The organism is Paenibacillus sp. J31P190, assembly GCF_059692075.1.
Genome location: NZ_JCAUAS010000047.1, coordinates 1 through 22764, shown reverse-complemented (window position 1 = coordinate 22764; position 22764 = coordinate 1). Strand labels below are relative to the sequence as shown.

The following is a 22764-nucleotide window of genomic DNA, read 5'->3' as shown; positions in this document are numbered from 1 at the left end:
AATAAGAGCGCCTCCTTGATGGTGTTGGGTTAAAACCTTTGACAAACCCATCATACCGAGGCGCTCCTTTTCTTTCAAAGTCCAATTCTTAGGACTAACAGGAATGTTTAGCTTAATGACGAAGGGCATCCGTTACGTCGTCTGCTCCTCTGAATACGTCCCCTAAGCTTTTAGAAAGTCAGTGACGGACCAATAATCATCCGTGTGACAAAGATTTTTTAACACCTTGTTTGCAACTTTGTCGTAAATAACGCCAAAGAAATTGCGTTTGTCGTATCTAAACCACTTGTCCTTATCTCCAATCCTTAGCCTATTATCGGGATGTAAATCATGTGCGGTCACTTTGTTCGGAGGGACTCTTTCTCCCCAATGATGGGTATGACCCTCTGGTGAACAAACAGCTATCTCGATAATAAAACCACCACCATATTTATCGAATTGAAATGTTAGAAGATCTATTTTCTTTTCAGTTATTCTGCGAAAATGCGGAAATGTACCCTTGAAGCCACGCTCGCGTAAGCTGGGAATTACGACATTTTTGAGCGAACTTATCATTTTATCTCTCTCAATGGACAACTTAACTCCCCCAATTTTTTCTTTGTTAATTTAAAAGAGGAGCTGCCACGAAGAAAGCCCCTCAACTATATTCACCGTTAGTTTAACGAGTTTTTCACTACTTTTCGAGGGAGTATATGCCTTTTACATAAACATTCTGTCCGAAATACGACTCGCCATTATCCCGTACATAAAGATTGCTGCTAGATATCATGTCGATTGATAATTCGTATTTTCCATCACGGAAAATCATTTCTGAATATGAAGCGGTAGCTTTACCGGAATCAATATTACCGATATTGACTCCTCCTTTATTTAATGCCTCTTTATTCGGTGCGTAAAAAGCATCAAGGTTGAATAAAAGCCCGTCACCGGAACTTTGTTTGATTGTCAGAGTGGAGCCACCCAATTCACCTGACCCCACCTGCTTATAAGTTCCAGGCTGCATGTGTTTCCATGCATTCGCTACACTGTCCTTTGGATCAGTTTTCAGGCCAATCATTACGTCCTGAACCGTTAAAACTCGATAAGGAACACCGTCCCTAGCCTTTTTTTCAACAGTTTTATCCTGTAAAAAACCTGACTCGGTCTGTTTGAAAATTAATATCTGCGAAAACGGGATAGCTCCCATTTGGCCCGCACCAGTCATAAAGTTAACGATCACGGTTATATCTTTACGATCGTCTCCGTTTACATCTCTGAAGGATACAGCAGAAATAGAATCAAGGATAGGAGACCATTCTAGTTCATACTTTAATTCCGACAATGAATTTTCGTTTTTAATGTAAAAATGCGGTTGGTCTTTTCCGTTCTTTTTTTCGATTGTCGTTATAAACTCGGAATCCCCTAAACTTTCAAAGTTCACATGGAATGACTGATCTTTCAATGCATCCCCAATTATTGAATCCGATGTAGTATGTTCAACTACTTTAGAATATCGACCATCTACTTCTACAAAAGCTCCAAAAGGACTTTCTTTCCCTTTGGTCATAATCGTAAGTTGGTGGTCTACCATTGAAATGTGTAACTCAAAATCACTGTTTTGATCTTTATAAATCGCTTCATTACCATTTAAAATTGCTGTTTCATCGGCTAGTTCGCCGTTATGACCCTCTCCTGAGTTAGGACTCGTTACATGGTATGCATTTAGCGAGAACAACAACTTCCCATCTTTTATATTCTTTATTTTTATAGTAGATATATCGTTTTTTGTTGTTTGATCCCATTTCCAAGTTCCTAGCCATGCTGATTCGTCGACAAAGGATGATGGCGAATTACTGGGTTGTTGAGTATTTGTGATTGGGCGAGCATCGTCATTCTCCTGTTGTTTTGGCATTGAGGCTACATTATTCTGATTTGAATTGGTTGAAGTAGGCAAAAAAGTAGTACTAGGATTCGAGTTATCTTTACATGCAGACAACATCAAAACAAATATTGCAATTAACATTAAAGAAAAGAATCTCATTAACTTTCCTCCAAAAATAAACATGTGATATTAACAAATAAAGGAATTTTTCTTTAAGTGAATTCTACAACACCACCACGTTATCCTGCCCTGAGGGAGTTGAATAGCATAAAAAGGACCCACAGCAACGGGCTGAGGGTCTAAGTTTTATATTTTAAAGGGGGTCGACTTTTATTATAGGCTTGATTCATTAATGCCACATGAAAATAAGATTTCAATTATGTTACATTTACTTAACTCTTGTTATCCGTTAGCATAATGATCCGCTACCTATGTAACGGTGAAAATCATGGTTTCTAGTGAGTTTCATATATAATACATGCGAGAAGAGCGGCAGAAGATCCTATAGGCTTAACAGAGGCCTCAATTAGAAATAAAAACTCATTCACTGAACCGTAAAGCGAATCGTTACCGTATAGTAATATAATCGAATTGTACTGATTAATGTATTCAGCGAGATTTGGAGGCAGTTGTTCTGAGAAAGATTCATTCGAGCAATATTCGCAACACAAATAATTCAAGAATGATTGACGCGATTCCTCATCATTAATAAAATGTGTCTCCATAAAATCATTGTCTAGACGCGAAGTTCCGATACTTGTCATAAATCCAGATGGTCGTGCTTCCTCATCCTCATCGTAACTAATCTCTACAAATTCCTTTAGTTCTTCCTCTGAATCATAATTAGCTGCCCATATTATGACGACATTCTTCATTTTTATCCCTCTCTACAAGGCTCTCAACCTCGCTTCAATTCTTTCCTTTTTCTAGCTCACATGCGACTTAGCACGCTTTTTTTGTATTATTCAGCTCTCGTTCTGCGTTTAGTTCAACGCAACACCTTTTATCGACGGAAAAACTCAGCTCTTGAAGTTATAATGACAGCAGTTAGGACATTCCTTCGCTGCTTTGGACATATCAACTTGAAAACCAAGTTCGGATTCTAAAGACTGAAGAATTGACGGTTTTACCATTCTTTCAATCACAGCGTTGATATCGTAGCAATCTCCCATCCAAAGTGAACGATTTAACAGAGGGCAGTCATACATATCTTTATGGTCATCCATGTTAACTCTCCTTTAATTGCGCACTTCTGACCACGTAACGAGACCTAATGTGATTCCCTTTGCGTGCTTATTACACTCTCATTCGTTTGTTTAGTTCCCCAGCTATTCCTCAAAGTTACTTCCCATATTTATTTACTCTTTCAGATAGGAATCAATCGGCCCAAAATCTCCGCAGGAAATTATTAACTCAGCACTGTTTGGCATTGAGAAAAAGCCCATTGTTTGGGAAACATATCCTTTTTCGCTGGGATCGACGTGTATATGATAGCCGTCTGTAAAATCATTATGAGCCAATCTTAGTAATTTCTGTGCAAAACCTATTAATCCATTTCTACTTAAAGTGATCATGACTCGGTTATTTTTTAAAATTTCAACCTGTCCTACGTTATCCTTGTTTATAAACTCGGGAGTGTCATCATCAATATTTAAAATAACCACAATGGAATCCATGCTCTTCACCCCTATAAACGAGAATAAGCCAACGATCTCATTTTACCACAAATGAGCGTTTAACTAATCTGCCCGTTACTTCAACGAACAACGGCAGCCGGTCCTGTGCCGACTGTCGTCATGTCGCGATTGAACTATCGTTCACCGATAGCGTAATGATCGTTACTAATATCTTTGACCACTATGAGCTTCAAATAAAATGTTCCGGGCATCCCTTATGAAAGTAAAAGCTCATTAATCCATATATTGCTCGTCTGGCTCATGTAAAGCTGCAGCCAAGATTTTCTCTGCGACCTTTTCAGGAGTGTCTGTTGGAGAAGAAGATCCTTGTCGCTGTTGCTCACGAGCACCAAGAGCGTTTTTACCAAAATCCGTTGCGGTTGAGCGCGGATAGACGGTAATTACACGGATTTGATCTGAGGCTAATTCATCTCGAGCTGTATCTGAAATCATGTTCAAAGCAGCTTTGGTTGCAGCATAGGCGCCCAATCCAGCAATATGCATCTTGGATACCACCGAACTTATATTGATGATCAGCCCTCCCCCTTGCGCTCGCATGACAGGGATCGCAAATTGCATAGCTGCTAACGGTCCTAGCACATTAAGGTCGAGGATCTTACGGAAGTCATCAGGATTTAGGTCATCGACCTTGCCAACTACAGCTTGTCCTACGTTATTGATGACCACATCTAGGCGGCCAAAGCGGCGAACCGTGTCCTCAATGACTCGTTCTACTTGCTTAGGATCACTCACGTCAGCCGGCATAGCGACAGCGTCAATACCTTGGCTCTGCAATTCCTTGGCGAGATGATTTAGTGCATCGGCAGATCGAGCTACCAGTGCTAATTTAGCACCGGCAGTGGCAAAGCTGCGTACTGTGGCTAAGCCGATACCAGCGGATGCTCCAGTAATAAAAACTACCTTGTCACGAATTTCCATAATAAATGTTCCTTTCTTGGAGGAGATTAGCCAAACCGGTTCTGTGAAGAAGCGGTCCAGCAGTCCTGAAAAATTAAATCAATGAATGAAATAAGCAAGATTCAAAATGCTCTGCTCTTTTCATCTCTAATGTTACAGTTGGAGAACTTGATACGGAAGTTCAAATAAGTTAGCATGGTATCAACCATTGGTTTATGCAACAGGGAGGTTCTTTGAATGAACGAACAATTGAACACTTTTATTCAGGTCGTACAGTCCGGTAGCTTCTCAAAGGCAGCTGAGAAATTATTTGTTTCTCCAACCGCTGTGATGAAGCAAATGAATCTATTGGAAAAACATGTAGGTATGCCTCTTTTGATCCGTACTAACCATGGAATTGAACTCACCAAAGCTGGAAAATCCTTTAGCAAGGATGCGGTATTTATGGTGCAGTATTTCCAAGAAGCTCTGTTACGCATGCGTCAATCCGCACAGTCAAATCAGCTTGTAATTCGCGTGGGAACCTCTATGCTTAATCCCTGCAAGGTTTTGTTGGATATGTGGAATGAGGTCAGCGACCAATTTCCGCAGTTCAAAATCAATATCGTGCATTTTGAGGATGATTCACATACACTCCCAACCACTTATCGTACTATTGGCAAACACTATGATTTCATTGTAGGGCTAACCCTTACAGAGAACTGGAAGGAATATTTCCGAGTTCTTGAGTTGGGAAGTTATCGCTTTTGCTTTGCTTTATCTCGCAACCATCGGCTGGCTTCTAAAAAAACAATGTCTGTCAAAGATTTGTATGGAGAGCAATTGGCTGTAGTAAACGGTGGAGGAAGTGCTGTAATTGATGAAATTCGTGATTTTTTGATAAGGAACCACCCTAAAATCCGAATTAAAGATATTCCGCGCCTTTATGATATTGATGTATTCAATCGATGTGAGGAAAGTGGTGTTGTCTTACTAACATTGGATGTATGGGCAGACATTCATCCGTCCTTAGTGACAATTCCTAGCGACTTGGACTTCACAATACCTTATGGTTTGCTATATCCCTTACATCCTTCCGAGGATGTCAATCAGTTTCTAGAAATCATTAAGAAAATGCAAACTCAGCATAGTTAACCGGTAGGTTAAGAGAGAATACGATATTAGAATGACCATAAAAATGAAACAGCGGCGGACCAAGACTTGAAAAATAAAGTCTTAGACTGCCGCTGTCCTTATTGAAGTAACGTTATCCGTTAGCTTAATAATCATTCTGATTTACCGCTTTCTCGAAAGCTGCCCACAAACCTCTCCAGTAGGACCATGCCTGAAGATATCCCCCTAGATCATGCGGATGATAGTAAATACAGCAAGCTATTCGTCTGTACAGAGCAAGAAGCACCTCCCTGTGCAAACCTCCGGTATCGGCCGGATGCCAATCCTTCAGCATTGACGCGGCCGGTTGGATCGTATCCAGGTCCAAATCGTCAGGAGTTGAACAGAACGCATAGACTAAATCATAGATTAACTCATCCTGTGCCGGAATCGGATCAATAATGCCATTCAAATGCCCCTCATCAAACAGAAAGTTGTGCACGCCGAAATCCCCGTGTAGTAGATAGGCGGACCGACCCTTTTTAATTTCCACCGCCTGCCTGCTCAGTTCGACCACAAACTGGTAGTCCTCCTCACCGAGATGCTCTCCAATGACATCGCGTGCCCATTCAAAACCACTAATTGAACAGGAAAGTCTCTCAGAGGGATCTGTAGCGGAATCCCCAGGCACCTGTACATAGTGATTCAACACATCCTCTACCAGCGTACACATCCAGTCCTTTTTCTTCACCAGCCTATCATCTGTCACACCTGGAATATAAAGATAAATCATAAACCGGTCACCCGAATCAACATAATGCAGCGCGGGAAACAGCGCAACGGTTTCATAGGTCTTTAGAAAAGCTGCTTCCGCCTGGATGACGACAGGCTTGTTCATTTTCACCACAAAGCGCGGCAACTTCGAGTCGGTATATACTACGGATACAAGTGTGCTCACGGTTCCTCCTGTTAACGGAGTGTAGTCAAACGGCACCGGAATCAGCTCTCTGAACCGGATCTCCGCTAAAACCTCTTCTATTGTAATGTTCATGCAAACCATCCTTTCTTCTCATCTTACACAGAGGACTATTAGCACGAAGAATACGGCTGTACGATGTGGGCTTTTTATTTTGTTTTGCCCCCCAATCACCTATCTCAATCAGTATATCGTGATTTTATTAAAGTAACCTGCCCGTTAGTTTAACGAGGCTGCCGATTGATGCCGGCAGCCTCGTCCTGATTTCTTATTGAACAAACGTTACCGTAGCTTAATGGATTACCGAGTTACGTTAACAATTATTCTTTGATATTATATATTATTTAATTTATATTTCGTTTTCTCTACTAGCCTTATCTCGTATTTTTCATTTAGATATCTTCCTATTGATTTACCATCTCTGTTTAAACAATGCGCATATGATTTAATTTCATTTCCATCCCGTAATAAAAAAATATATTCATCTTCAGCCGGTCCTTTCCCTAAACGGAAAGTAACAGTTCCGATTTTTTCTATCTTGACCGATGTAATTTGTTTTATTTCATCAACATTGATTTCACTGCTCTTGCAGAAAAAAATATATTTCGTTAGCAGTCCACCATGTAGTTTCCAGTAATACCCCTTCATGTAAAGCATGCTAATAATAAAGAACACCACGAAGAGGATTAATATGGGTTTGTTAATTCCAATCATAAAATGAACAATTACTAAAAAAAATAGAAAAATCAACGGGTAAATTATTAGAGCCTTCTTGAAATTAAATTCTAACTTGGAATCCCCCGACCTCATTAGGCAACCCCCTTTCAGATACTTTATCCATATGTTACCACACCAATTCACTGAAGATAACTGGCATGTTATTCAACGAATCCAGGGAGCATCTGCCGCGAGGCGATCTGCTCCCTGAGTTATTACGATATAGTTCCTCGTTAGCGCAATCGTAGTAGCCGAGGAGTACGCACCACGACTGTGGAGATGCTGGCCGCACGCACCTAGGATGTAACGATTCGCATTCTGTGCGATTCTTTCAGCCTTCTCCACCAAATCCAAGTGCTATGACTTGTGGTGTGCTGCATGCCACTGAAAGTACACAATGGCACTGCCACGATAATAAGCGCAAGCGCGACCTTTAACGCCTGTAATCAACTCTTCAACTGAGCTTGTGGATGGTTGTGTACGTAGACTTATCACATTCCCATCCTCCACCCCAATCCAACCGAGTTCAAAAAGTGCGTCACAGCCAGCTTTGCACATGGGCACTACGATGTTATCGTCAAGCCGCTCCGATTCGCTTGCAAGGCTTCGCTTTTTGATGTGAGCGGTGATCATCATCTCAGGGGGAAAGGATCGAGCGCAGATCGCGCAGGCGACGCTCTCCTTTTCCCTAAACAGGAGATCTCGGAGTTGCTGTTGCTCTGCTCGAGTAGTCCGTTTAGAAAACGTTATCCGATCGGTGGGACCATCGAACGTTACCGTTTTCCCGTGTTCGTCTTTTTCAATAGTCACTTTTGGGGGAGGATTTCCCTCTTTAGTATAGAGCTCTTCCGCCCATTTCCCCCGATGGGTAAACGTCCAACCGATAGCGTCGCGCATCACTTCTTGCAAGCCGCGCACGTTTGCTATCCATCCATTCCCTGCATCGTACCTATCGACTTGATATTCAATCTCACCATACTTATATGCATATGTAATAGCAACTTTAATGGATCCCTTTGGCCCGTGAATGCGAAAGTATTTATTACGTGATCTGCCGCTGCCTTCGAATAGCTCTTCTACTACCATGAAACAACCTCCAAATCAATATATGGCCAGTATATCATGACAGATAAGGAGCGCGTCACCTAGCAATGAAAATTTGCGTATAACTGCCCGTTAGCGGAATAGGCCACCGAATTTATCACCGGCAGCCTACTAGAATTTGTTATGAAGCTATCGTTCCTCGTTAGTTCAACGTTTGTGATGCGATAGCTTTAATCGCCTTATTCAACGACAATTGTCGTGTGAACTTCACCGTGATAATGGCTGTCCACAACCTTTTCAGTGAGAGAAAAATTGCAGTTGGCTGCAATTAAGTACGTTCCTGCAGGCAATAACAGGTCCTTTTCCGCGTAAAATTCTTTCCGAAATCCTGCATCGGGATCATTTACGGAGTAGCCACCACTCATTGTAAAATTACATTTAGATGGTGTTTATTCTCCCCCAACGCTTCTACCGATATATCATTTCATCATAATTAAACTCTTTACTCAGCTCTGCCTTCAACACATCTTTATAGCTGATCCAACTCCATTCCTCAACTCCATTAGACTGATGAACAGTGTCAACTCGGAATTCGCCGTGTTTGCTGCGTGTCACAATACCCGTTATGATACGTGGCTGATACTCACCATATAATGTGAGTTCAACCGTCTTCTTGTACATCTGTGACTGACTCAGTGTGGCTGATATAATTTGCACTTCCTGCTCATCAAGTACTAGACGCTGGATGCGTTGCATTTCTTTCTGATTTCTTATTGCAGATTCTTTATGTTGTGGAAGCATCATCCGACTAGACTCCCATAAACCGTTCCGTTCTAGTTTCTTGCTCATCGATAATGCCCTCCAATTTTTCCGGCTCTATCTACTGCGAGACCGGCTTTCATCAGACTTGATGCGCGGATGAGTGCCGTACTACCAAAACGGTCTTTAATACCATCCACGACACGATCGAGCTCACGAACCTTAGTAACATCTTCGAATAAATCCAATTGCGTGATCTCTTCATCAGCAAGTGATCCGAGCGTGACGCCGACTTTACGTACAGGTAGACCATTCCAATTGCGATGAAATATCTCGCGAACAGATCGATATACTTTCAGCGTATTATTCGTACACAGCGGCATTTTCCGTTGCTGACTAAAACCTGTCGGTGCATCGTATGGAGAGCACATGCAAAAAACATGAACAGTTCCACTCGTAAACCCTTTTGCTCGTGCATCCCGACATACCTCCTCGGTTAATTCCAAGAGTACAATATCAACTTCTTCCGCGGTCGTATAGTCTCGAGGCAAAGTCATTCCATGCCCGATTGATTTAGGCATTACGTCAAACGTTCCTGGTGTGACTGGACTGTCATCTAATCCGTTGGCAGTACGCCACATTACCTCAGCCTGTATGTCTGACTGTTTACCAAAACGAGCTCGAAACTTCTGCTTGAGAGTCGCAAGAGGTGTCCTAGCAACATGGCCTATTGTCGTCATGCCGAGTGCGACGAAGTGGCGAGTCATTCGCGATCCAACTCCATACATCTTATCCACGGTTAGTGGCCACAACTCACGCTCCACATCTTCTTTTCCAAGTGTAAAAATGCCATTTACGTTCATCTTTGCGAAATTATCAGTCGCTTGCTTTGCAAGTATCTTGGTCGGCCCAATACCTACGCGAATCCGTATGTTCATGGAGGCTGCAACTTTTTTTTGAATCGTGATTGCCAACTCTTCAGGTGAACAATGGAAATGTTTAAGTGAACCTGACACGTCCAAAAACTGTTCATCTATTGAAAATACCTCTACCAAGTCCGTATATTCCTTGTAAATGTCAGTAATGGCAAGTGATACATCTATATAACGTTGCATGTGTGGGCGCATTACGATAGCGTCTGGACACAATTGGAGCGCTTCACCAAGCCGCTGAGCTGTACTAACTCCAAAGCTTTTAGCGATTGGGCATGCCGCCAAGATAATACCTGATCTCCTAGCCGGGTCCCCAGCCACAACAACAGGAAGATTTTCGAGACCCGGATGAGTCGCCTTTTCAACACTTGCATAGAACGACTGGCAGTCCGAGAGGAATATCGTCCTCTGACGTTTCTCGCTCATCACAACGCCCTCCTCATATTCATGAGCGTGGTCATAAGCTCGGCCTTGACCAAACTGCGAAGCATTGTGAAATGATGAATGTAGCCGCGGACCTTGTATTCAACGTTAATCCCGACTGCATTCGTGGTTGTGTTTAGTACTTTGATATCACGTTTTTTCATACTACTCTTAATACTTTGTAATTGAGGATAAATCGCTGTCTCAACCTCTCTCAAATAATAAAGAACATGATTATAAACAATTTTGTCCTTGTTAACTTTGAGTTCCTCCATATCTCTTGTTAGCATATCGAGTAGAATGGGTAACAACGTGAATTCTTTAATAATTTGAACATCCTCTTCATTCTCAACTCTCAGATCAACACTCATGTTTTCACCACCATACGCGAACATGTATTCGTGTTAATTATTATATACCGAACACGTATTCGTTATGCAAGTGAATTTTATGGAATTCAAATTGGAAATTAAGTATTCTGATTACAATGTATTTCTGCAACGATTAACTGGATCATTGACAAATCACATTAAGGAAATTATTATATAAATTATCAAATAATGTGTTCATCCATTTATCGTGTATAGTGATCTTGTTTATCCGGAAGCACCGGTTGAATACCCTCCTAGAGGTTTCAACACGGTGTTTTTTTACTTCAAAAAATGAAGAGAGGAGTAATACAATGAAGAAGTTTGAGGAAATATTCGAATTTAAGTTTAAAGAACAGTCAATAACTTTAAACGTAGCAACCTGGGCACTATACTTTACAAAGCAATTGAAAGAACAATCTATTGAGGTTGACATCTTCCGTAATGGAGAGTTGTGGATCCATCAACTGAACTTATAAGGCATAACACAAAGAAATTAATAGCAGATGTCCAGAAGTGATAAGGTAGTGTTTGACTCGCGCATCGGTCTACTCCACCCTCTCGTTAATAAAGTTGTAATACTTTGTTCAAACCGTATTCACATATTATGTGAAAAAAATCACATACATCGAGTAAGATAGAAATAAATAACAAATCAAATTGAAATCAGAAGGTGATACCACTTGAACCAATCTCGAAAACATGAAAAACGATTGATGTACCTGATGTTCATTGTTGCTTTTGTCATGTTCCTCTCTTTTATCCGCAAGTTTTTTTGAACTTATGAAAGTTAACAAAGGAGATGAGTCCATATGCCTATCTACGATTCCGTATTTTATAGCCGCCTACTCACTGAGACCACACTGGCATTTCATATCATTTTCGCTACCATCGGCGTTGGCGTTCCGGTCATGATTATGTTGGCTGAGTTAGCCAGCATTAAACGTAAAGATCCCTATTATGCGTTGCTAGCACGAAGGTGGGCTCGAGGATTCGTTATCACCGTTGCTATTGGCGTGGTTACTGGTACTGCCATCGGGCTTCAACTCAGCCTATTGTGGCCGAAGTTCATGGAGATTGCTGGGCAAGCGATTGCACTTCCGTTATTTCTTGAAACCTTTGCCTTTTTCATCGAGGCTATCTTCTTAGGCATTTATTTATATACATGGGAACGATTAAAGCCTAAACATCATCTGTTACTTCTCGTGCCTGTTGTCATTGGCTCCTCTGCCTCAGCATTTTTTATTACAACTGTGAATGCATTCATGAATACGCCGCAAGGCTTCACTCTAAAAGATGGCTTGATTACGAATGTACAGCCGATTCTAGCTATGTTTAATCCATCCATGCCTACCAAAGTTGCACATGTACTTTCCTCAGCCTACATGACCAGCGCATTCATCTTGGCTGCTATAGCGGCCTACTCCCTTCTCAGGAAAAAAGGGGACACTTTATACGCCAAGAAAGCTTTAAAGCTGACCGTTACTGCTGGGCTCGTATTCGCCATAACTACGGCAATGATCGGTGATCTATCAGCAAAATTTCTAGCTCATACTCAGCCCGAAAAACTTGCCGCAGCCGAGTGGCATTTCGAAACGTCTACGAATGCACCGCTCGTTCTTGGTGGTATTTTGACTGAAAATAATGAGGTTAAATATGCGTTGAAAATTCCGTATGCATTAAGTATTTTGGCAGGCGGAACTCCCGGAACCGAAGTAAAGGACTGAATGATATTCCGAAAGATCTTCGTCCTCCTTTGTACGTGCATTATTTCTTTGACGCTATGGTTGCTATAGGGATATTTGTGATTGTCGTTGGCATTTGTCATATGTGGTACGCACGCAAAAAATCCCGTAAACCTTATCCGAGATGGCTTCTAGCAATTATCGTTGGGTGTGGTCCTCTTTCCATGCTAGGCATTCAATGTGGATGGTTTTACGCGGAGGTTGGCCGACAACCATGGATATTGCGTGGATATATGAAGGTAGCTGATGCCGCTACAACTTCACAAGACGTGGATACCATGTTACTGCTGTTCTGTTTACTTTATATCGTTTTAGCATTGACCGCAGTAAAAGTGTTATCCAAACTTTTCAGAAAAAACGATGTTGCAGATGAACTGATTGCACTTGGTATTTTCGGAGGGAGGACCAAAGAATGAGCCTAGAACTAATTGGGATAACGGTATTGTGGATCTTTTTATACGGATATTTAATTGTGGCATCCATTGATTTTGGTGCTGGTTTCTTCAGTTACTATTCGGTTATTACGATGAAAAAGCATATCATTCATAAGATCATTGAAAGATATTTGTCTCCTGTCTGGGAAGTTACCAATGTATTCTTAGTTTTCTTCTACGTCGGTATGGTTGGATTCTTCCCTGAAACAGCACGTTATTATGGTACTGCGTTACTCGTGCCAGGCAGTGTGGCTATCATATTGTTAGCCATAAGAGGAGCCTACTACGCTTTCAGCAACTATGGTTCCAAGGATAACAAATGGTACATGCTGCTCTATGGAGCTACGGGCTTATTCATCCCTGCAACCCTTTCTACGGTACTAACCATTTCTGAGGGTGGAATCATCGTTGAACAGAACGGCATGATTTTACTAGATTGGAGTAAGTTACTTGGGAGTCCATATACTTGGTCGGTCATACTGCTATCGCTAGTCAGCGTCCTTTATATCTCGTCCATGTTCCTTTCCTTCTATGCCTATAGAGCAAAAGACTATCCCGCTTTTGAAATTTTAAGAGGCTATGCTCTCTTTTGGAGCGGACCTACTATTCTTGCAAGTCTGCTTGTCTTTTTCGCCATAAACCAGCAAAACCCAGAACATTTCCGCAACATGCTTAACCTTGGATGGATGTTCGGAGCATCATTTCTCTGCTTTTTAGTTGCCGTCTACTTCCTCTGGAAACAAATCAAACTAGGTCTAGCGTTCATATTGGTGCTTTTGCAATTTGCTTTTGCTTTCTTTGGTTATGGTAAGGCTCATTTACCGTATATTTTATTTCCATACATCTCCATTCACGAAAACTTTACGAATCAAGCAATGGGAACTGCGCTAGTCATTGCCTTAATTGCAGGGCTTGTTATTCTAATCCCATCTCTGTTTCTGCTTATGCGTCTATTTCTTTTTGATGCTGATTATGTACAAGGTAAATTTATAAAGAAGGGTGACTAAACCTATGGAACACATGCTAATCCAATATGCTCCACCGATATTTGTTCTATGTTCACTTGTTTTTATGATTCTATGGGTTCCAAGGGCATCCGACGTGAAAGAATAATCCGTAAGACGAATAAGTCGACTATTTACTAGTCGACTTTTCTTTCCTTATGATTCGTGTTCAATATCCTTTTCCATGTCGTGTTTAAGCTCTTTAGGCATTTTTTCTGGTTTACTTCCAAACCACTTCGTATAGAGAGCTTCATAAGTTCCATCTTTGGAGACTGCTATAATGGCCTTATTGATCTTTCCCATGTACATGTTCCGCTTTTTAGCAACGATTGCGTAGCTATCTTTGTTGAAAACTTCCCCTACTTTTTTAGCTTTTCCTTCTGCTGAGTTTTGCACATAATCTTGAATGCTGTGCTCTTCAAAAACAACTGCATCAACGTTTTTATTTTTCAAATCATCGTAAGCATCGGAGATATTCGCATAGCTCCTTATTTTGATCCCTTGAATTTCACTCGCAACATGATAAGCTGTCGATCCATTCCTAGTTGCCACCACTTTCTTGGCCAAGTCATCTTTGCCTTTAATCCCCTCGTTATCTGATGCGGTGAGTATCGCTTCTCCCGATTGAAAATAAGGATCTGAATAGTCTAATTTGTTTTTGCGAGCATTCGTGACGGTCATTCCGGCGATTGCCAAATCCACATCGCCTGATTTCACACTTTTGTTCAACTCACCGTATTCCATCGCTACCCATTCATATTTTAGTTTCGCCTTTTTAGCAATGGCTTGCCATAATTCCACTTCGAAGCCTTTCTTCTCTTCCCCCTCTGTATACGTAAAGGGACGGTTGTTTTTCTCGATACCGACTTTGATCGCTTCATCTTTCGAACATCCTGTGAAAGCTAGCGTTACCAAGAGAACGATCAACAGCATGATCCCCTGCTTGCTTCGAACTCGTATATTCATTGCCTTTTATGCCCTCCTTATCAGGTAAACAACGGTATTATTTGTAAATTGTTAATCGGTTATGCAGATATGGCAGCACATATTGTGCAAGTTTTAATTCAGGAGTTTAAAAAATATGAAAAAGACCAATCCGCAAAATGTGGATTGGTCTTCTATTCATTCTACTTTCTGCTTCTCTTTGGTATCTTCTTCTAACAATCCCTTCGTTCCTTGCCTAAACTCCTTAATCGTTGTTCCGAATGCGCGGCCTAACTGCGGAAGCTTCGAAGGTCCGAATAAAAGTAACGCAACTGCAAAGATGATGACAAGGCCTGATACGCCAATGCCTGATAGCATGATGATCACCTACCCTATAAATTGTTTCTGAATTAAAATTTAACCATTAGCGCAGTCATATACATAATAAGAATTCCTGCAGTGAGTCCTCCAAAATTCAGCCAAGAAACAGGAGAAAGACCTCTTTTCTCGGATTCTTTGAGAATCATTTTGGAAATGACATAGATGACTTGCAGTATAGCACCAGCGCCTATGCCGAAAAATAGCGCGGCTAATGTATCGTTAAAAATAAATCCACCTGCCCAAGTTCCAATAATCGCAGGTCCACCGGCGATCAATGCTAAGGTGCCAAAAGTCTTCCAGTTCGGACGATCTTTAAGCAGTGGGGCCGCGATTCCGACACCCTCCGTGATATTGTGAAGGGTAAAACCGATGATTAAGAAAGTTCCCAAAGCAGCTTCTCCAACCGCAAAAGCGGATCCAATGGCAAGCCCTTCGCCAAAATTATGAAGACCAATACCTGTGGCAATTTTGTTAGATACTCTTCTTCCATCTAAAGAGCTGCTCTTTAGCTTGCGATCATTCGACTGATCCACCGCTATTAAGAAGAGACAACTCAGCAGGGCACCAAACCAAACGAGTCCGGTACCTTGAAATACACCTGGAGCCTCTGAAGCCATTTCAAATCCTTCTTGAAAGGTATCGATCACCAGAAAGAACAAAAGCCCTATCGTCAATGCGAGAATAGCATGCATCCCTCTTACCGAAAATCTACGTAAAAATGGATACCACATGAGTCCTAACCCAACAGGAACAACCCCTACGTAAAATCCTATTAATGCATATTGCCAAAAAAGTTTACCGTTTGGTTCAGGTGTTGCAGCTGCAGCCGCAACTTCACCCGTGAAAATTAATCCATTTGAGGTGATAAGTTTAACTTCATGCGGATCACCTTGCACCCAGGGGTAAGGGATTTTGACTGTTCCACGTTCAAATCTTTGTAAGGTATCACTTGGCGAGAATTCCGCATTCCAAAAGGATCCGTCCACGACGACTTGGGCGATCGTAATTTCCTCCGGTCCTGAATTAAGCACCTTAAGTTGGATTCCTTCATCATTGAGCGTTATTTTCTCCACATTCAGAACTTCAATAGGAGCAGCCGGCTCATTTTCGATTCCTGTTCCCACTTTTGCAATGGTAGTGATAATCGCAATTAGTAAGATTAGGGGGAGAATCCCCCATAGGATAGCTTTAAATTTGTTTGGAGAAATCTTATTTTCGGTTTGAACATTATTACTCATCGTACGCTCACTCCTCCTTTCTTATTCAGCTATGAAGAAGCCCATCCAACCGAGCTCAGCGAATTCACTTTGATGGGCATGAAACATGTATCGCCCAGGAGCTGGAAACACAATTTCTAAAATGCCACGTTCTCCCTGACATTGCATAATGGTATCTGTAAAATTGGGACGCGCTTCAGGATCCGCGCCAGTTGCATAATAGTTAAAAAAGTTCGCATGAAGGTGAAAAGAATTAATGGGATCAAATTCAGTAAGATTGCTGAGATAAATACGTACGAGTTCCCCAACTTTCACCTTAATTGGTTCTTGCTGATAGGCAAATGCGTATCCATTCACCGTGTAGACTTCATTTTCGCCATCTAGGTCAAGATCATAGCCGTTCATAAGCATATTGAATTCTTTTGCTGCTGCTCTTGGCTTCTTCGGATCAATGATGAAGTTACCATAAAGTCCTTTATGAATATGTCTGGCGAGAGGAGCAACATGACAATGGTAAACATGCATACCAGCAGGCTTTGCTTCAAACTCATATGTGAATGAACCGCCTGCATTAACTGCTTCCAGTCCATCCATGTTGGTAGGATGCATACCATGAAAATGGATCGAATGCGGATGGCTCGTTGCATTGGTAAACTTCACTCGAAGGACATCCCCTTCGGTACAACGAATTGCGGGTCCTGGTATCGTGCCATTGAATGTCCACCCGGGAAACTTGATCCCTTTCGCGATCTCAACGTTAGTTTCATATGATGAAATTTCGTATTCCCTTAACGTTCTTCCATCAGGAAGCTTACTTACCTTTCCATAATCAAATGCTGTGAGTGCTTTCTGTGCTGCTTTAAAACCTTCAGTCACTTCTGTACTCGGAACATAACCATGCTTCATACCATCATGCAATTGTTCTTTCATAGCATTATGAACGCTGTGCTTATCCGCAGCTAATGTTGTTTTACCAAATGGATTCAGTAAAGCACTGCCAATGACAGCAAAAGCCCCAGCGGTTCCCATTTTCAAAAGATTACGTCTTGATACCTTATCAACCGGTTTACGGAACATCGTCATGCCCTCCTATTTAATATTGCTTGTTTACAATTATTTTGTATTGGGGAAACATTTTAGTCAAAAAAAATTTTATTTCCGATGGGACAAAGAGTTTACCAAGGGAAAAACCTTTACTTCACTATAAGCCTATATCCAGAGTTTGTAAACCTATTTTCCCTAAAAAATTGCCATCATTTCATACCGTCTCAAATGAAAGCTTGCGCGCATAAAAAGTCCCTGTTTTGTTTGGTTACAAAACAGGGACTTTGCTCACAAACTTACTTCTGAAAGGTTCTCGGCGAGCTCCCGAACTTTTGTTTAAAAGCTCGTTCGAAGTGAGTTAGCGTATTAAATCCGGATGCATAGCAGATCTCTGTGACAGGTATATCCGATGCCATTAACAATGATTTAGCAAAGTTCAAACGCAGTCCTTGTAAATAAATTTGGAATGGGATACCTGTCATTTTACGAAATGCATGACTGAAATAATTTGGTGCCAAAGCAGCTTGTTTGGCTGCGTCTTCTAACCGTAGTGGATCACGAAAATGGTGATGAATATAGACAAGAGCTCTCTGAATCGAACGATGCTGCGCTTCTACATCCTTTTCATCGATAAATGGGTGCTGTTGATTATAGGCTCGAAAAAGGGTAAGAAGAATCCGCTCTAGCGCACCTTTCACCATCATTTGCTGACCTGGCATCCAATTATGAGCTTCACTGCTTATCAGGCGAAATTCGGACTCTATCATGTCAAAGTTAACATCCATATCAACCATATATTCGGCAAATTGTTGAAACATCAGCTCTCTTATGTCTCCGCCAAGAAATTCACCGGAGAAAACAAGGTTGTAAATATCCATGGGTTCATCGGGAAAAGAATAGATCTCATGAAAATCAGCTGGTGTGAGTAAAAAAAGACTTCCCCTGGTAAGCTGATGCTCCGTTCCATTAACGATGTTCACTCCTCTGCCACGGAGAACAAAGCAAAGCTCATAAAATTCATGCCAATGCAAAGAATGGTGTTCGTAGTTAATGTGTTGAAAGTAAATTTGAAAAGAGGAGGAGGGATCAATAAATTGGGCATTCGTTAACCTAATCGGTTGTTTCTTCATACCTGCCCTCCGCCTCCATTTTTCCATTTATTATAGCACAACAAGATACACTATAATTCGGCTATTGCAGCTGCCTTTTATACGTTAGCGTACGTATTTCCTGCTAAATCTTTTCCCCTTGCCAACCATACTTTAAAGTTTCGATTTTTCTCTGGATACACTTGCGTTTCGGTTGAGAAATAACGCATGGTATATCCACAACGACGGTTTTCACTTTTGTTAGGATCTGCACCGTGAATGATGCGCGAGTCATGCAGCGAGCATTGACCTCTCTGTAATTCGAAGTGAACAGCTGTTGATGTATCCATGTTTTTAATTTGCGTATTAAACAGATTCTGGGAGCCATCTACACTTTCATACTCTGAGAAACCGTTGTTATGTGTCCCGGGAATAACTTGCATGCATCCATTTTCCTTCGAGCTATGATCGATAGCGAGCCAAACCGTTACGATTTTATCAAATGAACTAACCCGGCCATTCCAATAAGCTGAATCCTCATGCCATGGTGTTGCCCTGCCAATAAAGGGGTCCTTGCAAATAAAATGGCTGGACCATAGTCCAATATTCGGTCCAATAATAGGCTCCACGAGATCCAGTACTTCATCAGACAAGAGGAATTTGAGCAAGCGTTCTTCGCGGAAATGAGGGGTGTCCAACTCGTCGGACAGTTTACTTCCTTTTTGCTTCAGTTGATCTTCAAATATATCCGTCAATTCAGCTAACTTCTCTGGTGAAAACAGCTGCTTTTCATAGAGTAAGTATCCATTTTTCTTGTGAAATTCGACTTCTTCATTGGTTAATTTACTCAACAATAATCCCTCCTAAAAGTGGCCCTCATCAACAAATTAACTATAGCGCACATGTAGGACAACAGGCTTATCGTTTACTCAGAAAAAGTTAGCTTATCTTAAGGTAAAGTAAAATGAACCGGCTTTTAGCACAAAAATAAGCCACTCTTGGAAGAGTGACTTTGTTCCTGCATGATAGTATCACAATGATTATAACAAACAATTATCTGCGAGCTAGCTTGGTCAAGCGTCCATCCGAAATCCACTCCGCCACATACACATCCCCACGCGAATCGACACAGATGCCATGCGGTGAGCTGAATTTGTTGGCGCGATAGTATGCTTTATCTAGATTAGGCCATCCCTCCTGCGATTTAGCTTGACGATCCTCACCCAAATGCGTAACTAATCTATCATGTTTATCGAATACCGTTACACGGCTGTATAAGTCCGGAAAATACATTTCATCCTTGTAGAAATAGAAGCTGCAAGGCATATCCATATCATGATCAAAAGCACGTTTGAATTGCCCACCCGGTGTGAACACTTGGATCCGATGATTGCCCCGATCCGCAACATAAAGTTCTGGTTCTCCGCTTCGCAAATCAACGGAAATACCATGTGGACAAGCGAATTGCCCCATTTCTGAGCCTTTTCCTCCCCATGAGCGAATATAGTCACCAAGAGCATTATATTGATGCACCCAACTTTGACCATAACCATCTGAGATATAAATATCGCCATTTGGCGCTACAGCCACATCCGTAGGCACAAATTTGTGTTCAGCATCATAAATCTCAGGTAGATCAGGCGTGCCGATTGTTAACAAATGTTCGCCGGTTAATGTTGTTTTAACCATAATCCCTTTGTCTGTGTCGGTCACATAAAGGAATTCGCCACCTGCTTCTTTGTGCAGATAAAAGCCGTGCGCACCTCCTTCGAATTCTTCGCCCCAAGCATTCAAATATTGCCCATTGCGGTCAAATACTACAACAGAAGGCGTTCCGGTATGGAACAAGTAAACGCGATCCGCACTATCAACTTCAATTCCGTGAGTATAACCTAGTGTGACGTTTTCGGGCACTTTGGCCCAATTCGGAATAACTTCATAGTTATGTGACGTATTGCCTGCTTGAAGGGCACTCAGAGATAGCGCTTCCAATTTATCCACATCCTTTTTCTACTTATTTCCTTTTATAATAACATTTAATTATTGCTCTGTACTAGTTCAAATGTTGAAAGCCAGTTACATTCAAAGAGAAAAGCAAGATCATGCTTAAAGGGAAATGACCTCAGAATATTTCGAAAATGGATATCATCCTGTGAATCAGGGCAACCTATTGAGTGCCTTTTCGACGGAAGAGCGATTCAAACTTAGGTTCAGCGTTTACATAGTAGTAGGCATTTGAAACAACAATCGATGATATTAATCCATACATGAACACGTCAAAGGAGGAACTATCCATGCCAAACAACATTCATCTTGAAGCCGCCGCACAGAAATTCGCAGAAGATACTGCAAAACCGCCATTTCTTTTCGATCTAGGTCCTGTAAAAGGGCGTGAGACTGTTGACAAGGTGCAATCCGAGCCTGTCCACAAAGAAGCTGTCGACATGCAAGATCTCACAATCGCAGGTGGCCCGCGCGGTGAGGTATCCGTGAGAATTCTGCGACCAAAGAAATCACCGCCGACACTCCCCGTTATCCTATACATCCACGGTGCTGGATGGGTCTTCGGAAATGCACATACACATGATCGCTTGGTCCGGGAGCTTGCAGTTGGTGCTCAGGCTGCCGTCGTATTCCCCAACTATAGCCTTTCGCCTGAGGCCAAGTATCCAACAGCACTCGAGGAGATCTATACTGTCCTCCAATGGATAGCCAATAATGCAAAAGAGTACGGCTTCGATGCAGAGCATCTCACTATTGCAGGCGATAGTGTTGGCGGCAATATGGCCGCAGCCATTACATTGGTGGCCAAGGAACGCAAAGGGCCGCCCATCCACAAGCAGCTGCTGTTCTACCCTGTAACCGATGCATCCTTCGATACGGATTCCTATGATCAGTTCGCAACAGGCTACTTCTTACGTCGTGATGCGATGCAGTGGTTCTGGGATCAGTACACGTCCGATCCCCGCGAACGAGCGGAGGTGACGGCATCCCCGCTGCGAGCTACGCTCGAGCAGCTCAGCTGCCTCCCTCCAGCGCTGATCATCACGGGCGAGGCTGACGTGCTGCGCGATGAGGGCGAAGCCTATGCGAACAAGCTTCGCGAAGCCGGCGTGCCCGTCACGTCCGTGCGCTTCCAAGGCATCATCCACGACTTCGTGATGCTCAATGCCTTGGCCGACACTGCTGCCGCGCGCGGTGCCATGATGCTCGCCAAAGCTTGGCTGCGAGAATCATAACAGCAGCCTGCGGTGCAAGCAGGCCAACACGAATAAGCAGAGGCACAATCCACCAGTGGATGTGTCTCTGTTTCTTTCATTGGTGATCATTGTTCTGTATAGATCCTCTACATAGTTTTTCCTCATATATCCTGGTACGAACATTGTTTTATTTCGATTGATGCAAGTCATATTTTACTCCCACTATGTTGGTACAAGTAATGTTTTACTCCCTTCTTATGGGCTGCTCAAAGCAATGTTGTGCTCCCAATATATGAGTTGCACAAAGTAATGCTGCACTCCCCCTATATGGACTGCTCAAAGCAATATTGTCCTCCCCCAGCATGGGCTACGAAAAAGCAAAGTTGTATTCAGTACAACATTAGACTAGCTAATTCACGATATCCCTTCGATTGTTGTAGAAAGTACAACATTTCCTCCAAAAAGTAGCTCCAAAGCATGAAATACGGTTAAATTGTTGCACGAAATGCAACATCCAACAGCTTTGAGAGAAGAAATAACCTAAATTGTTGTACAGCGTACAACTTTCGCTCCTATTCGCTGCGAAAAAAGACGCACAGGCATCCCTTATTGCCTCTATCCTCAAACCGGAAACCTGAAAACCGGCAATAAAAACAATCACCATAGAATTTCAATCCATAACCTAAATCAACATATTCCTTAACAAACTAAGCTAAAAAAGAGTAATCCTCACCTACCCTTTTCAAAACCCAAAAATGGAGACTGTCTAAAAAGTGACATTATAGAAGTGTGTGACAGATCCAATTGTTTAAAAATGCTGAATATTTGAATGAAAAAGGAGCTAAGCGGCTGAAGTGACCCCCAAAAGTTAGACAGTATATAGTTAGACTGCCTTTAGCGCATGAGTTCGGTACTGTACCGGGCTCATGCCTTTTAGTTTTGCCTTTATTCGTTTATGGTT

24 protein-coding genes and 1 pseudogene are annotated in these 22764 nt (G+C 42.0%); 5 read left to right on the top strand and 20 right to left on the bottom strand.

The genetic code is table 11. From position 1 onward, the window contains the following. Positions 1 to 162: 162 nt before the first annotated feature. From AC58U0_RS36040 to AC58U0_RS36015, 6 genes are all read right to left on the bottom strand, one after another. Complete coding sequence (locus tag AC58U0_RS36040) at positions 163 to 576, bottom strand: DUF4304 domain-containing protein (RefSeq protein WP_497383496.1); 414 nt, start codon at positions 574 to 576, stop codon at positions 163 to 165. 97 nt (positions 577 to 673) lie between these two features. Further along, the gene (locus AC58U0_RS36035) at positions 674 to 2020 is read right to left on the bottom strand and encodes a hypothetical protein (RefSeq protein WP_497383495.1); all 1347 of its coding nucleotides are present in this window, start codon (positions 2018 to 2020) and stop codon (positions 674 to 676) included. A gap of 296 nt (positions 2021 to 2316) precedes the next feature. Further along, the gene (locus tag AC58U0_RS36030; RefSeq protein WP_497383494.1) at positions 2317 to 2736 is read right to left on the bottom strand and encodes an immunity 22 family protein; all 420 of its coding nucleotides are present in this window, start codon (positions 2734 to 2736) and stop codon (positions 2317 to 2319) included. A gap of 144 nt (positions 2737 to 2880) precedes the next feature. Next, positions 2881 to 3087 (bottom strand): hypothetical protein, encoded by a 207-nt coding sequence (locus tag AC58U0_RS36025; protein WP_497383493.1) that lies wholly within the window; start codon positions 3085 to 3087, stop codon positions 2881 to 2883. Positions 3088 to 3219: 132 nt separating this feature from the next. Further along, positions 3220 to 3537, bottom strand: a complete 318-nt coding sequence (locus AC58U0_RS36020) for an Imm32 family immunity protein (protein ID WP_497383492.1) — start codon at positions 3535 to 3537, stop codon at positions 3220 to 3222. A 234-nt stretch (positions 3538 to 3771) separates the two neighbouring features. Then, positions 3772 to 4476: an SDR family NAD(P)-dependent oxidoreductase gene (locus AC58U0_RS36015; RefSeq protein WP_497383491.1), complete on the bottom strand. Its 705-nt coding sequence runs from the start codon at positions 4474 to 4476 to the stop codon at positions 3772 to 3774. A gap of 216 nt (positions 4477 to 4692) precedes the next feature. Here AC58U0_RS36015 and AC58U0_RS36010 point away from each other — a divergent pair, with 216 nt between their 5' ends. Beyond that, positions 4693 to 5589, top strand: coding sequence for a LysR family transcriptional regulator (locus AC58U0_RS36010; RefSeq protein WP_497383490.1), 897 nt, complete (start codon positions 4693 to 4695; stop codon positions 5587 to 5589). Between the two features lie 124 nt (positions 5590 to 5713). Here the strand turns inward: AC58U0_RS36010 and AC58U0_RS36005 are convergent, their stop codons facing one another. From AC58U0_RS36005 to AC58U0_RS35980, 6 genes are all read right to left on the bottom strand, one after another. Continuing rightward, positions 5714 to 6598: a phosphotransferase gene (locus AC58U0_RS36005; RefSeq protein WP_497383489.1), complete on the bottom strand. Its 885-nt coding sequence runs from the start codon at positions 6596 to 6598 to the stop codon at positions 5714 to 5716. A 258-nt stretch (positions 6599 to 6856) separates the two neighbouring features. Then, positions 6857 to 7333 (bottom strand): hypothetical protein, encoded by a 477-nt coding sequence (locus tag AC58U0_RS36000; RefSeq protein ID WP_497383488.1) that lies wholly within the window; start codon positions 7331 to 7333, stop codon positions 6857 to 6859. A 264-nt stretch (positions 7334 to 7597) separates the two neighbouring features. Continuing rightward, positions 7598 to 8326, bottom strand: coding sequence for a hypothetical protein (locus AC58U0_RS35995; protein ID WP_497383487.1), 729 nt, complete (start codon positions 8324 to 8326; stop codon positions 7598 to 7600). A gap of 426 nt (positions 8327 to 8752) precedes the next feature. Continuing rightward, positions 8753 to 9133, bottom strand: a complete 381-nt coding sequence (locus AC58U0_RS35990) for a YolD-like family protein (RefSeq protein WP_497383486.1) — start codon at positions 9131 to 9133, stop codon at positions 8753 to 8755. Next, complete coding sequence (locus tag AC58U0_RS35985) at positions 9130 to 10401, bottom strand: DNA polymerase IV (protein ID WP_497383485.1); 1272 nt, start codon at positions 10399 to 10401, stop codon at positions 9130 to 9132. Before AC58U0_RS35985 ends, AC58U0_RS35990 begins: the two co-directional genes overlap by 4 nt. Continuing rightward, positions 10401 to 10769 (bottom strand): YhjD family protein, encoded by a 369-nt coding sequence (locus tag AC58U0_RS35980; protein ID WP_171642805.1) that lies wholly within the window; start codon positions 10767 to 10769, stop codon positions 10401 to 10403. The genes AC58U0_RS35985 and AC58U0_RS35980 overlap by 1 nt, the downstream gene beginning before the upstream one ends. A gap of 809 nt (positions 10770 to 11578) precedes the next feature. Between AC58U0_RS35980 and AC58U0_RS35975 the strand changes: the two are divergent. The 3 genes and pseudogenes from AC58U0_RS35975 to cydS all read left to right on the top strand — a co-directional run bounded on the left by AC58U0_RS35975 (position 11579) and on the right by cydS (position 14058). After that, positions 11579 to 12927, top strand: a pseudogene (locus tag AC58U0_RS35975) (cytochrome ubiquinol oxidase subunit I). Then, entirely contained in the window at positions 12924 to 13952 is a 1029-nt protein-coding gene (locus AC58U0_RS35970; RefSeq protein WP_497383484.1) for a cytochrome d ubiquinol oxidase subunit II, read from the top strand. Before AC58U0_RS35975 ends, AC58U0_RS35970 begins: the two are co-directional and overlap by 4 nt. 4 nt (positions 13953 to 13956) lie before the next feature. Then, the gene (gene cydS / locus AC58U0_RS35965; protein WP_497383483.1) at positions 13957 to 14058 is read left to right on the top strand and encodes a cytochrome bd oxidase small subunit CydS family protein; all 102 of its coding nucleotides are present in this window, start codon (positions 13957 to 13959) and stop codon (positions 14056 to 14058) included. A 47-nt stretch (positions 14059 to 14105) separates the two neighbouring features. Here cydS and AC58U0_RS35960 read toward each other — a convergent pair whose 3' ends face one another. From AC58U0_RS35960 to AC58U0_RS35930, 7 genes are all read right to left on the bottom strand, one after another. Then, positions 14106 to 14915: a transporter substrate-binding domain-containing protein gene (locus AC58U0_RS35960; RefSeq protein WP_060645403.1), complete on the bottom strand. Its 810-nt coding sequence runs from the start codon at positions 14913 to 14915 to the stop codon at positions 14106 to 14108. Positions 14916 to 15071: 156 nt separating this feature from the next. After that, entirely contained in the window at positions 15072 to 15251 is a 180-nt protein-coding gene (locus AC58U0_RS35955; protein ID WP_497383482.1) for a twin-arginine translocase TatA/TatE family subunit, read from the bottom strand. 32 nt (positions 15252 to 15283) lie between these two features. Further along, on the bottom strand, positions 15284 to 16492 hold the full coding sequence (locus AC58U0_RS35950) for a ZIP family metal transporter (RefSeq protein ID WP_497383481.1): 1209 nt from the start codon (positions 16490 to 16492) through the stop codon (positions 15284 to 15286). A 21-nt stretch (positions 16493 to 16513) separates the two neighbouring features. Then, a complete protein-coding gene (locus tag AC58U0_RS35945; protein WP_497383480.1) occupies positions 16514 to 17548 on the bottom strand; it encodes a multicopper oxidase domain-containing protein in 1035 nt (344 codons plus the stop codon). A gap of 263 nt (positions 17549 to 17811) precedes the next feature. Beyond that, positions 17812 to 18645 (bottom strand): AraC family transcriptional regulator, encoded by an 834-nt coding sequence (locus tag AC58U0_RS35940; RefSeq protein WP_497383479.1) that lies wholly within the window; start codon positions 18643 to 18645, stop codon positions 17812 to 17814. A 77-nt stretch (positions 18646 to 18722) separates the two neighbouring features. Beyond that, a complete protein-coding gene (locus AC58U0_RS35935; RefSeq protein WP_497383478.1) occupies positions 18723 to 19454 on the bottom strand; it encodes a phytanoyl-CoA dioxygenase family protein in 732 nt (243 codons plus the stop codon). Positions 19455 to 19656: 202 nt separating this feature from the next. Continuing rightward, positions 19657 to 20595, bottom strand: a complete 939-nt coding sequence (locus AC58U0_RS35930) for an NHL repeat-containing protein (protein WP_497383477.1) — start codon at positions 20593 to 20595, stop codon at positions 19657 to 19659. Between the two features lie 302 nt (positions 20596 to 20897). Between AC58U0_RS35930 and AC58U0_RS35925 the strand changes: the two genes are divergently transcribed. Continuing rightward, complete coding sequence (locus AC58U0_RS35925) at positions 20898 to 21842, top strand: alpha/beta hydrolase (RefSeq protein ID WP_497383476.1); 945 nt, start codon at positions 20898 to 20900, stop codon at positions 21840 to 21842. Positions 21843 to 22686: 844 nt separating this feature from the next. On the opposite strand, the gene AC58U0_RS35920 is transcribed toward AC58U0_RS35925, so the two are convergent. Then, positions 22687 to 22764 (bottom strand): IS3 family transposase (locus tag AC58U0_RS35920; protein ID WP_497379487.1); only part of this gene is annotated, 78 nt, incomplete at its 5' end.